Annotated in this window: 12 protein-coding genes; 9 read left to right on the forward strand and 3 right to left on the reverse strand. The window is 32.8% G+C overall.

What is annotated here, in order from left to right; genetic code table 11:
* Positions 1-171 precede the first annotated feature (171 nt).
* The gene (locus tag Q9Q97_RS20360) at positions 172-4,710 is read right to left on the reverse strand and encodes a translocation/assembly module TamB domain-containing protein (protein WP_306160484.1); all 4,539 of its coding nucleotides are present in this window, start codon (positions 4,708-4,710) and stop codon (positions 172-174) included.
* A gap of 195 nt (positions 4,711-4,905) precedes the next feature.
* Here Q9Q97_RS20360 and tsaD point away from each other — a divergent pair, with 195 nt between their 5' ends.
* The 8 genes from tsaD to Q9Q97_RS20400 all read left to right on the forward strand — a co-directional run bounded on the left by tsaD (position 4,906) and on the right by Q9Q97_RS20400 (position 12,159).
* Positions 4,906-5,922 (forward strand): tRNA (adenosine(37)-N6)-threonylcarbamoyltransferase complex transferase subunit TsaD, encoded by a 1,017-nt coding sequence (tsaD, locus tag Q9Q97_RS20365; RefSeq protein ID WP_306160486.1) that lies wholly within the window; start codon positions 4,906-4,908, stop codon positions 5,920-5,922.
* Positions 5,923-5,924: 2 nt separating this feature from the next.
* The gene (locus Q9Q97_RS20370) at positions 5,925-6,629 is read left to right on the forward strand and encodes a 16S rRNA (uracil(1498)-N(3))-methyltransferase (protein WP_306160487.1); all 705 of its coding nucleotides are present in this window, start codon (positions 5,925-5,927) and stop codon (positions 6,627-6,629) included.
* 158 nt (positions 6,630-6,787) lie between these two features.
* Positions 6,788-7,426 carry a DUF4159 domain-containing protein gene (locus tag Q9Q97_RS20375; RefSeq protein WP_306160489.1) on the forward strand — a complete coding sequence of 213 codons (639 nt, stop codon included), beginning with the start codon at positions 6,788-6,790 and terminating at the stop codon, positions 7,424-7,426.
* Positions 7,427-7,436: 10 nt separating this feature from the next.
* Positions 7,437-7,934, forward strand: a complete 498-nt coding sequence (locus tag Q9Q97_RS20380) for a TrmH family RNA methyltransferase (RefSeq protein WP_306160491.1) — start codon at positions 7,437-7,439, stop codon at positions 7,932-7,934.
* Positions 7,935-8,245: 311 nt separating this feature from the next.
* On the forward strand, positions 8,246-9,205 hold the full coding sequence (locus tag Q9Q97_RS20385; protein WP_306160493.1) for a zinc metalloprotease: 960 nt from the start codon (positions 8,246-8,248) through the stop codon (positions 9,203-9,205).
* A gap of 106 nt (positions 9,206-9,311) precedes the next feature.
* Positions 9,312-10,403 carry an AI-2E family transporter gene (locus tag Q9Q97_RS20390; protein WP_306160495.1) on the forward strand — a complete coding sequence of 364 codons (1,092 nt, stop codon included), beginning with the start codon at positions 9,312-9,314 and terminating at the stop codon, positions 10,401-10,403.
* Between the two features lie 3 nt (positions 10,404-10,406).
* Positions 10,407-11,588 carry a class I SAM-dependent methyltransferase gene (locus Q9Q97_RS20395; protein ID WP_306160497.1) on the forward strand — a complete coding sequence of 394 codons (1,182 nt, stop codon included), beginning with the start codon at positions 10,407-10,409 and terminating at the stop codon, positions 11,586-11,588.
* A 4-nt stretch (positions 11,589-11,592) separates the two neighbouring features.
* Entirely contained in the window at positions 11,593-12,159 is a 567-nt protein-coding gene (locus Q9Q97_RS20400) for a hypothetical protein (protein WP_306160498.1), read from the forward strand.
* Here the strand turns inward: Q9Q97_RS20400 and Q9Q97_RS20405 are convergent, their stop codons facing one another.
* Entirely contained in the window at positions 12,160-12,807 is a 648-nt protein-coding gene (locus Q9Q97_RS20405) for a M15 family metallopeptidase (protein WP_306160500.1), read from the reverse strand.
* A gap of 188 nt (positions 12,808-12,995) precedes the next feature.
* Here Q9Q97_RS20405 and Q9Q97_RS20410 point away from each other — a divergent pair, with 188 nt between their 5' ends.
* A complete protein-coding gene (locus tag Q9Q97_RS20410) occupies positions 12,996-13,517 on the forward strand; it encodes a hypothetical protein (RefSeq protein WP_306160502.1) in 522 nt (173 codons plus the stop codon).
* 57 nt (positions 13,518-13,574) lie between these two features.
* Here the strand turns inward: Q9Q97_RS20410 and Q9Q97_RS20415 are convergent, their stop codons facing one another.
* Positions 13,575-14,678: a fatty acid desaturase gene (locus Q9Q97_RS20415; RefSeq protein WP_306160504.1), complete on the reverse strand. Its 1,104-nt coding sequence runs from the start codon at positions 14,676-14,678 to the stop codon at positions 13,575-13,577.
* Between the last annotated feature and the right edge of the window lie 117 nt (positions 14,679-14,795).

Genomic DNA, 14,795 nt, shown 5'->3' on the forward strand with positions numbered 1-14,795 from the left:
AAATCGCTATTTTTTTAATTAAATCGTCAAAATTAACAATACCCTGATGAAGTGTTATAAAAATCAGAATTTCCCGCTCACATGGAAAATTTTATTAGAGGGCTTAAATTTAGCACAAAAAAAACCATTATGAGAATAATGGTTTTATAAATGTGTATTTTTAACAAAGTGTTAATAATCGTTATCAGGAATTAGTCCTTGATTATGGTTTGGAGACTGCTCTTCCTTCTTTTTCTTCTTTTCTTCTTCTTTTTTCCTTTTTTCTTCGTCTTCTTTTGCCTTTTTCTTATTTTTCTCCGATTCTTTTTTAGTTGTAAAATTCATGTAATCTGGATTTAAAGAAGAATCCTGCAGCTCGTCTGACGAAGAACCTTTTACAGCTTTCTCTATTTTATGGCTTTTAAATAGCTTATTGACAAGCTCACTAAAGGTATCAAAATCGACTTCATACGAAATACCGACTCCTTGCGTATACCCAATTCCTTGTCCTATATAATTAATGTCGTTTTCTTTATTAAACAGACGAAGGTTCATTGTACCATCTTCGTTTACACGATATAAAATCTCGATATCTCCCACAATTGCCGATTCATTTACTCCTCCAACAGGAACTCCCAATTTACCATTAATCGTAATTCGTTCATTGACCTGAGACGAAATATTAGCGACAAACTGACCATCAACCTCCTGCCCTGTTCTTCTGTCTGCGGCAATATAATTCAAATCGATATTTACTTTATCGTTATCCGACTTAATAATTCCTCCTAATAAACTTGAAGCTGTTTCTGATAAAGTTCCAGAGAAATCTCCCTGACTAAATCCGTCGGTACTCATAAACGAACCCGTAGACAATAAATACAGTGCCTGTGTCTGGCGAATATCTTTATCATCTAACTTATATTGTATCTCCGATTTTAAAACATTACTAACAGACGGGAACTGAATATCAAAATTAGGCTCCGGATTTGATAAATCTCCTCGCAAACCAATTACTACTTCTACAGGAACTTTTTTATTGAATGACGAAGTATTATCTAAAAGTACTGCCGGATTAGCCTGCGTTTTATAAACCGCTTCTAAATTCAGCTGCGCACGCATCGGGTTTCCTTCCCAAATAATAGAACCTCCTTTTTTAACCGAGAATTTTTTATCGATAAGTCCGCCGTATTTAAAATTATAAGTTCCTTCGTATGCCTGGAAATCTCCCCACATATTAAATTTCCCTAAAGTATTGATTTTAAATAAAAGCGATCCATACCCTTTTCCTTTCATGCCGTGACCAGAATTTCGATCGAGAATCACTTCAACTTCGGCATCTGGCGTAATATCAAAATCAAACTCCAACTCAAGTCCGTTGTAGTCTCTAGTTTTCTCTACAATTCCATTGGCTAGATTATATTTTTCTTGCGGTGTTACAAAATGAATCCAACTGCTTTCTCCAACACTTTGCACGTTATTAATCGGAATCTTAACTTCTGTACCTTTTTCCGATTTCGCATCTACCTTAATAAAAAGACTTTCTACCGGACCTCGTATACTTGCCGTTCCGTTTATAAATGCGGTTCCAAAATAAGCGGCATCATCACTGTCTTTTGTATCCAGCGCAACTAATCGTTTAGACGTAATATTTAAATCTAACTTCCAGTCGCCAAAATTTTTATGCTCGATACTTCCATTCAACAAACCTTTTGTACCATATTTAGTATCCGTTAACTGATTATTTCTAAACAAGAATTTTTCATTTGTCAAATCAATTACCGTTCGATCACTCAATTCATAATCGGTATTTAGGTACGGAATTGTCATTCCTGCTTTTTCTACATACAGACGTCCGTTGATTTCTGGTTTTTTCAAATTCCCGACAACAGCTGCATTTCCAGAAACAGAACCACGAACATTAGAAAGAACATCTCCGCCAATAGTTCCTAAAGTAGCCAGATTGAAACCTTCCAGTTTCAAGCTCATATCCATAATGGTTTCCTTATTTTCTACAGCAAAAGTTCCATTTGCTCTAAACGATTCGGTAAAACCATTTTGAATCGATGAATTAACAGTGAATTTCCTAAAACTTTCGTCTCCCGAAATATCAAAATTAAGCGTACCTAATTCTGTTTTATTCATTACAAGATGATCGATTTTAATGGATGCCGTGGGCTGATAAACATTTTTATTCTGCTTATAATTGACACTTCCATTCAAATTACCATCGAACACAAATTTGGAATTGGTAGGCGTAATTTTATTGATATCAACATCTTCAAATGTCAGCACCAGATCTTTATAATCTTTTCCTTTTATGACTCCGTTTAAATCAATTTTCTGATTTTCATGAGATAAAACAATATTGTCAAAATTGAAATTTCTAAAATATTGGTCAACTATAATCTGATTGTCTTTTTCGGCATCTTCATTTAAGTACCAGATATAGTCCTTAAATTTCATTTCCGATTTCTTGATTCCGATAATATTATTCTTATTCTTGTCAATCGTATGATACAAATCTAGATTAAAATAATCTTCACCCTGATTTCCACCTTTAAACTCTGAACGCACAAACAAAGTATCTTTTGCCGTAACATTAATCAAATTAAAATCACGTATTTTATAAAAAGGAGTTTTTATACTGTCTAACTCAACATAAGCATTATAAAGTGTATTCTTATTGTCGATATTAATACGGATATTATCAAACGTATTTTTGTCTGCTGTAATTTTTTTCGATCTAAAACGAAATTTAAACTCTTGTAAATCAGAATCTATTTTTCCTCTTACAACCGTAGAAGAATCTATATTGATTTGCGGATAAAGCATTTCGACTACTTTATCGTAAACACGGAAATTAAAACGCAGAAACTGTCCTTTTCTAACTTTGTAAGGTTTGTAATTCGTATATAAACTACCCACAGAATTCATCACCAATTTATCCAGCTGATCGAATCTAAATTTACCCACAATTTTTCCGTCAACCACATCATTCGAACTAATTGTAATAGTTCTCAAACGATCTGCGTCGAAAGTTGAATTCAAGTTTACCTGATCAAAAATATAAGTTGATTTTGGATTTTGATATTCTGCATCGTTTATAAAAATATCTCCCTGCAGGTTTTCAATAGAATTACCAGTTAACTGAACGACAACATCTCCTTTAAAATGAGAAATAGAATCACCGACAAACTTCAATTTTCTTAAATCTGAATTTTCGACATTAATATGAAAATCATAGCGGTTTTCTCTTTTGCTTAAATCAAGCAAACCGTCAAAACTTAAATTTAAATTCGGATCGTTGATGGCGATTTGCCCTTTATAATAAGGCAATTTAAAGTTTCCGTTTACTACTATATTATTATAAGTGTATTTATTATAATCGAGTTTCGAAATATCACCTTTAATAACGGTATTCAAATATTTTTCAGTAAAACCAACTCCGTCCACATCTAGATTCAAAGTCGTTTTGCCAATATCTTTTCTATTTAAAGCGGCGCCAATATCAAAATTATTTAAAACAATATTTCCTGCATACGAAGCCTTGTCTATAAAATCCATGTTATTCAAATGAAGATCGACTTCTCCATTTCCTAAATCTGTGGCAATTTTAAAAACGGTTTCTAAAGCTGTGGTTGATACTTTTGCTTTTCCAACAATATTGAATTTCCCAATTCGCTTCATTTCTTTCGGAAGTCTTTTACCTAAAACTCCAGGAAGCAGAATAACCAAATCATCGTAGCTAGAAAGCAGTTTATCAAATTTTCCATCCATAGAAAACTTCTGTTCTTTACTGCCTAGAAGATTCCTAAAATTGATGGTTCCGTTAATTTTTGATCCGTTGGTATCGCTTAATCGCAACTTGGTAAGTGTCATATTATTAAGCGGACCGTCTAATTTTGTTTTCAGTTTAAAATGCTGATTTTTACCTAAACCGTCATAAAAATGGCGAATATCGTTTGTCGCAATCGAAGACGAATCTATTTTTACATCAAATCGTACTTTATCGGTAAAATCAAGAAAATCTGATGGCTTATAATTTAAAATAGCTAAACCGTAAATAGAAGATCTTTTGGTTGTAATAGCTAAGTTTTCAACTTTAATCTGTTTTTTGGTATAACTGAATTTCCCAGCAAAATTAGAAACATACAAACCGCGGTGATCCATAAACGAAAACCTGTGAATGTTGGTATTTACATCTGGTCCATACAATTTAAACTCGCTGATATAAGCGTTTAGTTTGGTGAAATCGAGAAATTTAGGAGTCGTTTTATTTTCATCAACAACAGAAAATCTTCCTTTTTCGATGTAAGCATTTTTCGCCGTAAGCAAAAAATGTTTAGTCGATTTTTTCTTAGGCGTATTTTCAACTTCAAAAGCTCGTATAAACTTATTGATATTGTTTTCATCTTCGCCTTTATAGGTTTTCAGATTGAAAATCAGACCTGTTAAGCGCAAATCGCCAAAGATTAAATCTCCATCTAATAATCTAGAGAAACTCGCAATATCAGTTGTAATGATATCCGAATAAATCATCGTTTTTTTATGATGATCTAAAATCGTTACTTTCTTCAATTTTACGCCTCCAAAAATATTGATCGCCGTTTTTTCAACATTAATATTAACCTTAAAATCTTCGTTTAAAGAATTGGTGACATAATTGGCAATCTGTGTCTGAACCACAGGAAGAGAGAGTATGATAGCAAGAGCTAACAAAAGTAAAATCAACCCAATTAGGGTTCTGGATATTATTTTTTTTACTTTTTTGATAGCTTCTTTAATTTTAGTTTTCTTTTAATTTATTTTGAACAGACAAAGAACCGCTGTTTTTGATAAAAATTCTTTAATTTTGGGCACTGCTTCTATCAAAGATATTTCTAAAGATTTGACTTGTCAAATATAATTCAAAATTTGTGCCTTTATATGCAAAATCCAGAGGTTTTTATCCTAGCCATCGAAAGTTCATGCGATGATACTGCTGCCGCGGTTTTACATAACGACAAAGTATTGTCAAATGTTGTAGCCAATCAATTAATTCATAATCAATACGGAGGTGTTGTTCCTGAATTGGCCTCACGCGCGCACCAGCAGAATATTGTCCCTGTGATAGATGCTGCACTTCGTAAAGCAAATGTACAAAAAGAACAGTTAAGCGCAATCGCATTTACGCAAGGTCCAGGATTAATGGGCTCTTTATTGGTGGGGACTTCCTTCAGTAAATCGCTATCATTGGCTTTAGACATTCCGTTAATTGCTGTGAATCACATGCATGCTCATATTTTAGCCCATTTTATCGATGAAGAAGGCTATGATAAACCAGAATTTCCTTTTTTAGCTTTAACGATAAGTGGCGGACATACGCAAATCGTAAAAGTGAATAGCTTTTTTGATATGGAAATTATTGGAGAAACTACAGATGATGCTGTAGGTGAAGCATTTGACAAGAGCGCCAAAATTCTTGGTCTTCCTTATCCAGGCGGGCCTTTGATTGATAAATATGCAAAAGAAGGAAATCCGAAAGCGTTTCCTTTTACCAAACCGAAAGTTCCAGGATTAGATTTCAGTTTTTCTGGATTAAAAACAGCAATTTTATATTTCATTCAAAAAAACAAACAGGAAAATCCGAATTTTGTCGAAGAAAACCTGAATGATATCTGTGCTTCTATTCAGCATACTATTATCGAAATTTTGATCGATAAACTAAAACTTGCCGTAAAAGAAACTGGAATTACACAAATTGCCATTGGTGGCGGAGTTTCTGCAAATTCTGGAATAAGAACCCGTTTGCAAGAGAATCCATACGGCTGGAAAACTTTCATCCCGAAATTTGAATACACAACAGACAATGCTGCAATGATTGGAATTGTGGGCTACCAAAAATACTTATCTAATCGTTTTGAAACTTCTGCTGTAGTTTCTAAAGCAAGAATCGAATTTTAATCATGCAGTTATTTTTTAATCCGAATATTGACGAAACAACCCAAAGTTTTTCTTTTGATAAAGAAGAAAGTCGTCACATTATAAAAGTTCTCCGAAAAAAAGATTCAGACATTCTTCAAGTTACCAATGGTTCTGGATTATTGTTTGAAACTCAGATTACTTTAGCTTCTGATAACAAATGTACAGTTGAAGTGCTTTCTATAAAAAATGCCGAAAAACCAAAGTTTCATTTGCATTTGGCGGTTGCTCCAACCAAAATGAACGATCGTTTTGAATGGTTTCTGGAAAAAGCAACTGAAATTGGTATTCAAGAAATTACACCTATTTTTTGTGATCGTTCGGAACGAAAAGTAATCAATCGTGACCGTTTCGAAAAAATCATTCTTTCAGCAATGAAACAATGTAACGAAACTTTTCTTCCAAAATTAAATGAAGCGATTTCGTTTAAAGAATTCATCAAACAACAGCAAAATGGCCTGCAATTGATTGCACATTGCGAGGAAACCGATAAAAAATCATTGAAAGAAGTTTTAAAGCCAAATGAAGATGTTACAATCTTAATTGGTCCTGAAGGTGATTTTTCTGAAAAGGAAATTGCATTGGCTTTAGAAAACAATTACAAACCTGTAACTTTAGGAAATACGCGTTTAAGAACAGAAACCGCAGCTGTTGTGGCTTGTCATAGTGTGGTTTTCTTTAATGAATAAAAAAACACAACGTTAGGTCTGTCATCCTGAGGAACGAAGGATCACACTCGTAAATAGGCAACGATTGGCAAATTCTGTACGGAGTTTCTTGTGTGATCCTTCGTTCTTCAGGATGACAAAAAGCATCTCAAGGAAAATGAAGCAAAAAATATAATTAAATGAAAAAAATATTTTACTTATTCTTACTTTTTTCAACTGTCTCTTTCTCACAAGAAATTGCTTTGCTTAAATACAGCGGCGGCGGTGACTGGTATTCCAACCCGACTTCTTTGCCCAACTTAATCAGTTTTTGCAACAACAACATTAATACAAGAATAAAAGCAAAACCTTCGACTGTAGAACCAAGCAATCCAGATTTGCTATCATATCCGTTTGTGCACATGACGGGGCACGGAAATGTCGTTTTTAGCGATGCTGATGTAACCAATTTGAGAAATTATCTTACTGCTGGAGGTTTTCTGCATATTGATGATAATTACGGAATGGATCAATTTATTCGAAAAGAAATCAAAAAGATTTTTCCAAATAATAATTTAACTGAAATTCCTTCCAATCATCCTATTTTTCAGAAACCGTTTCCTTTTCCAAACGGATTGCCGAAAATTCACGAGCACGACGGAACTCGTCCGCAAGCATTTGGAATTTTTATCGACAATAAACTCGTTTTATTATACACTTACGAATGTGATTTGGGCGATGGCTGGGAAGATGCCGAAGTGCACAACGATCCAGCAAACGTAAGAGACAAAGCGCTGAAAATGGGCGCAAACATCATCAATTATATTTTTACCAATTAAATTTTAGAAAGTGCAGTTAACCCACGAAGAAAACCAATTTGAAAGAAAAACATTTCCCATAACTTTAGTATGCGATCACATTTACTTTCAGCAGAATATTGGTTCTTTATTTCGCATTTCTGAAGCTTTCGGAGTTGAAAATATTATCTTTTTCGGAAAAGATATTCCGCTGACACCTCGTAAAATTAATAAAACTTCACGCAGTACGCATCTTCATGTACAGCATTCAGTGATTGAAGATTATAACGAACTTCGCTCCTATTTGGTTGATCATAATTTTGAGATTATTTCTTTAGAAATAGCTTCAAACAGTAAACCTTTAAAAGAAGTTATAATTCCTGAAAATAAAAAAATCGCTCTTTTGATAGGAAGCGAGATTAACGGAATTTCAGACGAACTTTTGAAACTTTCGCATCAAATTGTGCATATCAATATGTTTGGCAAAAACAGCAGTATGAATGTCGTTCAAGCGGCAAGTATTGCGCTGTATGAGATCACTTCTGCTTAGTTTTATCGTAAGAATTCTTTCGTTTTTTACATAGAAAAAAAACAACTTTCTATTTTTCCTAACCACATCTATCTGATTATTAATCCGATAAAACGCAAATTTTGCCGTCAAAATGCTTTCAAAAAATTACAAAATAAGAAAATACATCATAATATTTTTTAGTCATTTTTTGTAGGAATCAATGTTTGTAAGGGATTGTAAAATTTCTCACAAATTATTCTTTGTAATATTTTTCTACAATACTTTTTTGTTATAAAATTGCATCAATATTCAACTAATCAACATTTTTATAACAAAAAACCCAAATTATTATGAAAAAAGTTATTATTACCACATTTGCAGCATTAATGCTGTTTGCTTGTCAAAATGAATCATCAGAATCAGCTAATGCAGATGCAACTGTTGCTTCTCGCAGAGGCTGTGCAACACAAGAAGTTTTAGAAGCTCAATTGAAAGCCGATCCTTCATTGGCTATTAGAATGAACGAAATCGAAACTTTTACGGTACAACATGCTGGTTCTACTTTTACAGGCCGTTTGGTAAATGGAAAAATCGAAATTCCAGTTGTAGTTAATGTTCTTTACAGAACGGCTGCACAAAACATTTCGGACACACAAATTCAATCGCAGATTGATGTTTTAAACAAAGATTTTAATGCGCTAAACTCTGATTACAATAATGTGCCAGCATTATTCTCAGGAGTTAAAGCTAACATCGGAATCTCATTTGTTTTGGATCAGGTTATTAGAAAATCGACTACCAAAACTTCTTGGGGAACAAACGATGCGATGAAAAAAACTGCTCAAGGCGGAATTGCACCAACTTCTCCAACTACAAAATTAAACATGTGGTCTTGCAACATTGGAGGCGGAATTTTAGGATACGCGCAATTTCCTGGAGGTGCTTCTTCAACTGATGGAGTTGTAATCGATTCTCGCTATTTCGGTTTATCTGGTGCTGCAAACGCTCCATTTAACTTAGGAAGAACGGCAACTCACGAAGTGGGACACTGGATGAATTTACGTCACATCTGGGGAGATGCAACTTGCGGAAGCGATTTAGTTTCAGACACTCCAACGCACAATACTGCAAACTATGGCGTTCCGGCTTACCCACATTACAGCACTTGTTCTGGCACTCCTGTAGAAATGACAATGAATTACATGGACTATGTTGACGATGCAGCAATGTATATGTTTTCGACAGGACAGAAAAACAGAATATCAGCAATTTTTACAACTGGAGGAGCTAGAGCCTCATTTGCACAATAATTGTTAACAAAACACAATTTAAAGCGAGATGAAATCATCTCGCTTTTTTTGTTTAACCCTAAATTTTAAAATGCTTTTTCCTATATTTATAGTCTAAATTTTAAACATGATCACGTCAAAAACTATTTCGAACGGAATTTTAAGAGCTTTAGCTACAATCTTAATAATTGGTATCGTTTTATATTTTTTATATGAAATTCAAACTGTAATTGTTTACTTGTGCATTTCTTTAATATTGTGTTTAATTGCAAACCCGCTGGTTTTATTTTTAAAAAACAAACTAAAATTCAGCAATTCTCTGGCAGCCACGACCACCATTATCTTTTTTATTTTTCTAATAGTAGGCTTCATTCTATTGTTTGTCCCATTAATTATTTCGCAAGCCAATAATTTAGCACTTTTGGATACGGCGCATTTACAGGAAAAATTTATAGAAACTGAAACCCATCTAGAAGAATATTTCAACATACAGCATATCGATTTAAATAAAGTTATAAAAGACTCTAAACTAACCTCAATATTAGATTTTAGCTATTTTACAGGATTCATAAATTCCATAATCAACTTTATGGCTAATATGGGAATGGGCTTGGTGTCGGTGTTTTTTATCACTTTCTTTTTTATTAAAGATCAAGATATTTTTAAAGATCAGGCGAGAAGAATACTTCCTGATTCAAATGAAGATAAAATCCTGAATTCTATCACTAAAATTAACCATTTACTGACCCGATATTTTATTGGATTGCTATTACAGCTAATTGTTGTATTTATTCTGTACCTAATTGTATTATTGATTTTTGGAAATAAAAATGCTTTTGTAATTGCATTTTTATGTGCCATTTTAAATGTGATTCCCTATTTAGGGCCAATTATCGGAACAACACTGGCTGGAATTTTAACTATGATCAGTATGATTGGGCAAGATTTTCAATCGGAAATTTTACCGAAAACAATTTATGTAATTATAGGCTTTTTAGTAGTTCAAGCCATTGACAATAATGTCAGTCAGCCTATAATTTCATCAAAAAGCGTAAATTCGCATCCGTTAGAAATATTCTTAATTATTTTGATCAGCGGTATTACATTTGGAATTGTCGGTATGATTATCGCAGTTCCAGCTTTTACAATGATTAAAGTAATTTTAAAAGAATTTTTTCCAAACAATAAAATTGTCTCCGTATTAACCGAAAGAATCTAAAAATTGAATACTTCTATTTTGCATCCAGATATTCAGAAATATATAATTGAAAATACTGGTGCAGATATAACAAAATTGGCGCTCCAAAAAAATCCGTTTCCAGAAGTGGACTGGATTGTAATTTTAAATCAAATTGAAGCTCGAACAAAAGCTAAGGAAAAACTTCCGACTTGGTTTGCTGCCGAAAACATTATTTATCCGAGTAAAGTCTCTGTAGAACAGACTTCTTCAGAAAAGACTGCGGCTTACAAAGCATCTTTAATTTCTGGAGAGACTTTAATTGATTTAACTGGAGGTTTTGGAGTTGACGATTATTATTTTTCGAAGAACTTTAAATCCATAACGCATTGTGAAATAAACGAAGATTTATCGGCAATTGTGTCGCACAATTTTAAACAGCTAAAAGTTGAAAATTCCACTTTTTTTGCTGGCGATTCTCTTCATGTATTAGAAAAAGAAAATCAGAAGTTTGATTGGATTTATATTGATCCTTCGCGAAGAAATGACAGCAAAGGCAAAGTTTTTATGCTGAAAGACTGTCTTCCAAATGTTCCTGAATTGCTTGATTTCTATTTCGAAAAATCAGATCATATTTTAATTAAAACGGCGCCTTTATTGGATATTTCCGCAGGTTTATCAGAATTAAAAAATGTAAAGAACATTCATATCATAGCGCTCGAAAACGAAGTTAAAGAACTGCTTTTTGAAATTCACAAAAATTATTCTGGCGAAATAACTTTAAAAACGGCTAATATTTTAAAAGAAAAAACAGAAACTTTTGAGTTTGTTTTAGGCGGAGAAACCTCATCTTTATCTTATGGATTTCCGAAGAAATATCTTTACGAGCCAAATGCTGCTATCATGAAATCGGGCGGTTTTGATGAAGTAAGCAGTATTTTTACAATTGACAAACTGCACAAACATTCACATCTGTATACTTCAGATGATTTGATTGATTTTCCTGGAAGAAAATTTGAAGTTCAAAAAGTCATTTCATACAATAAAAATGAAATGAAAAACGAATTGGCGAATAAACAGGCAAATATTACGACGCGCAATTTCCCAGAAACGGTAGAAAACATTCGAAAAAAATGGAAAATAAAAAATGGAGGTAATTTGTATTGTTTTTTTACAACTGATGTAAAAGATAACAAAATAGTTTTAATTTGCACCAAAATAAACTAATACAATGAAACAACTAATTACACTAACTCTTTTTTTATTGACTTTTACCGCATTTGCACAAAAACCATGTGAATACAGTGTAAATGTAAATGACTCAATCGGGAGCTACAAAGTGACGAATGAGTATTTAATGAGCGAAAAACATTTTGGAGGAAACTCTAATTATATTTTCTTCTCATTAGCTCAAACTGACGGATTGCCTACTTTAAATTTACAAGGAATTCAAAAAAGTAACGATTTTATTAAAGCCAATTGTTTTGATAAGAACTCTAAAATCTTTTTACAGTTAGAAAACGGAAAAATTGTAACCTTAATGCATATCGATCAAGAAAATTGCGGAACCTTAATTCGTGATGAAAAAGGGTATAATAATCGTGTAAACACAGGTATTTTCATGTTTATGAAAGACAATTACGAAGAACTGAAAAAGTCACCGATTTCGATTATGCGAGTAAAATACCTTACTAATATTGAAGATTACATTGTAAAAAGAGAACTTACATCTGAGTTAACCGGAAAAGTTACCAATCCGAATACTTATTTTATGGAAAATATTAGGTGCGTTGAATAATTAATCGCATTTCCATTTTTGGTTGGACACTTTATCTTTTAAACCGGTTTTTAAATTATAATGCCACCATTCAGAATCAAACGAATTGAAGCCATTTTTAATCATTGTCTTTTTTAAATAGGCTCTTTGCGAAAGAATCTCTTTTGAAAGCTGTTTAAAATTATGACTGGCCATAATTCCGAAAAAGTCAAAAGAAGTTCCCATATCCACTTCTTTTCCAGTTATATCTACCAAAGAAATATCAACGGCTCCTCCTCTATTATGGATGGAGCCTTTTTTTGGATCGGCAACATAGATCGGATTCGATACAATCTCCCACATTTTTTTCTGAATATCTAAAGGTCTGTAACAGTCAAATATTTTGATTCTGTAACCTTTCTTCAAAAAATCTTGATTGGCCGCAATTAAAGCTTTTACAGTTTTTAAACGAAGCATGCATTCTGCACAGTCGTACACTTTGGTTTTTAGAAAATTATCTTCGGTTGCATATTTCATGTCATATACAAAATCATTGCTGTAATCTCTCAGATTTACAAATGTCGTATCTGAAATTGTAACTTCTACTGGAGATGTATAAACTTCATTTTGAGCCTGTAAAGAACTAATTCCGAAAAGAGCAAAAACTAAGATTTTGAAAATGTGATTCATTGCCTGATAATTTTAAAAATTTGAAGTTAAACAAAAAAACTTAAAAACCGATTAATCAGATTTCCATTTTAAAATTTACAATCTGCACTAAATTAATTCTAAAGCAACATTATTTTTAATATCTTTATGAAAATAAGATCATTACGACTTTGTAAATTAAAATTATTAATTCTAAAACCAGTTGTATTATGAATTACAGAGCCACATACTTTTCAACGGTAATTTTAAGCAGTTTTGTGTTTATTTCGTGCAAAAAACAAACAATAGAAAGTATTCCTAAAACAGATTCTACTTCTATAAAAACAGAAGCTTTAAAAGAAGATAGTATTGTTATAAACCCAAATGATTCTTTATACAATTTAAATTCTACCAGCGTCATCGGAACGCAGTTTTTAACCAAAAGCAGTTTAGCTCCAAGATTAAAAAAACTACTAGGTTCTGATTACGACCAAATGGTAAAAAACTGGAATACCGAAACGCCTTTCGAAAAGCAAGATAATATCCTGCACGCTTGGGGATGCAAACAGCATGACTGCAGCACTTATTCGTATGACTTGTTTATTGATGTTAAAAACAATAAAATCAATGTCTACAAATTTTCAGAATCTAAATTGACGGTTTTTAAAGAAGATAATTTTGATATTGAAATTACAGGTTCCTTTTTAAAAGATCTGAACACCAAAAAGCAAAATGCTGAAATTAAAGAATAATACAAGCATAAAAAAGCGGTTTTAGAAAACCGCTTTTTTTATATGTACCTTTTACAGCTATATCTCACCTGTAGCTAAAATATTTTCCTTTACACCTTTGTTTTTCAGCATTCTAAAATGAGAACGAACAGCATGATAAAATGGATAAGAAGTATAAGGAAGATTATATTCTTCTGCATAACGTCTTATAATTGGCGTTATATATGGATAATACGTATGCCCAACAGCTGGAAAAAGATGATGTGCAACGTGATGCGTAAATCCGCCGTATAAAAAATTAGCCAATTTACTTTCTGTGCTAAAATCTTTTGTTACAATCATTTGATGCACAACCCAAGTGTCCGAAAGATTTCCGTCTTCATCTGTGCCTGGAAAATGGGCATCTTCGTCAACGTGAGTCGAAACCAAAGCCACCACACCAATTGCACTGCCACACATGTGCATACACAGCCAAGCCAACAAAACCATGTGCCAAGGCTGGCTCAAAAGCATCATCGGAATAAAAAGCAAATATATGAGATTGATAATCTTGGCCGCAAAAAGCCTGTAGATTTCCTGCTTTGGAATTTTGTCTACTACTTTCTTTACGTAATTATTTTTTTTTCCAAAAAAGTCTTTAAAATCTCTTATATAAAGCCAATTTAGACTGTAAAGCGGATAAATAAACCACATATAAATATGCTGGTATTTATGATAATTAAATAGTGGACTGTTTGGGAATATTCGAATAATATCACTTTGTTTGATGTCAATATCCCAATCTGGCACGTTTGGATACGCATGATGCAGGCCTATATGCCGCCGCATCCAAAGCCAATGGTTACTGCCAAAAAGTTCTAAAACATATAAAAACCATTCATTATGCTTTGGCTTTTTGAACAAAGCTCCGTGTGCAGCATCATGAAAAGCATTTATAAATAAAACGATCATTGTAATACCAGACAAAATATAAAAAAGAAACAATAAGGGGGTCTGGTTCCCGAAAATTAAAATACAGGCGTAGAACAAAAAAAATACTGCCAGAAGCCCTAAAGACTTCACAACATTTAATACATACAAGGACGAGTTTTTTAAGACCGTTTCATTCACTTCTAAACGCATCTTTTTAAAAAAATCATCCGCTCCTGGTTTAACATAAACCGGTCGTTTTAATTTTTCCATATTGGTTACTGCTAGAAATTGTTAACCAAATTTAATAAAAAAAAGCTTAACCCTTTAGCATTTATTTAGTTAAAAGTCAGCTATTTTAAAAGAAAAAACCACTCCAATAGAGTGGTT

This window comes from Flavobacterium sp. DG2-3 (assembly GCF_030730925.1).
GTDB lineage: Bacteria > Bacteroidota > Bacteroidia > Flavobacteriales > Flavobacteriaceae > Flavobacterium.

Bases quoted from the DNA above. Each gene is read 5' to 3' on its own strand.
- tsaD (WP_306160486.1), top strand. From the start codon at position 4,906: ATGCAAAATCCAGAGGTTTTTATCCTAGCCATCGAAAGTTCATGCGAT.
- Q9Q97_RS20370 (WP_306160487.1), top strand. From the start codon at position 5,925: ATGCAGTTATTTTTTAATCCGAATATTGACGAAACAACCCAAAGTTTT.
- Q9Q97_RS20375 (WP_306160489.1), top strand. From the start codon at position 6,788: ATGAAAAAAATATTTTACTTATTCTTACTTTTTTCAACTGTCTCTTTC.
- Q9Q97_RS20385 (WP_306160493.1), top strand. From the start codon at position 8,246: ATGAAAAAAGTTATTATTACCACATTTGCAGCATTAATGCTGTTTGCT.
- Q9Q97_RS20390 (WP_306160495.1), top strand. From the start codon at position 9,312: ATGATCACGTCAAAAACTATTTCGAACGGAATTTTAAGAGCTTTAGCT.
- Q9Q97_RS20400 (WP_306160498.1), top strand. From the start codon at position 11,593: ATGAAACAACTAATTACACTAACTCTTTTTTTATTGACTTTTACCGCA.
- Q9Q97_RS20405 (WP_306160500.1), bottom strand. From the start codon at position 12,807: ATGAATCACATTTTCAAAATCTTAGTTTTTGCTCTTTTCGGAATTAGT.
- Q9Q97_RS20410 (WP_306160502.1), top strand. From the start codon at position 12,996: ATGAATTACAGAGCCACATACTTTTCAACGGTAATTTTAAGCAGTTTT.
- Q9Q97_RS20415 (WP_306160504.1), bottom strand. From the start codon at position 14,678: ATGGAAAAATTAAAACGACCGGTTTATGTTAAACCAGGAGCGGATGAT.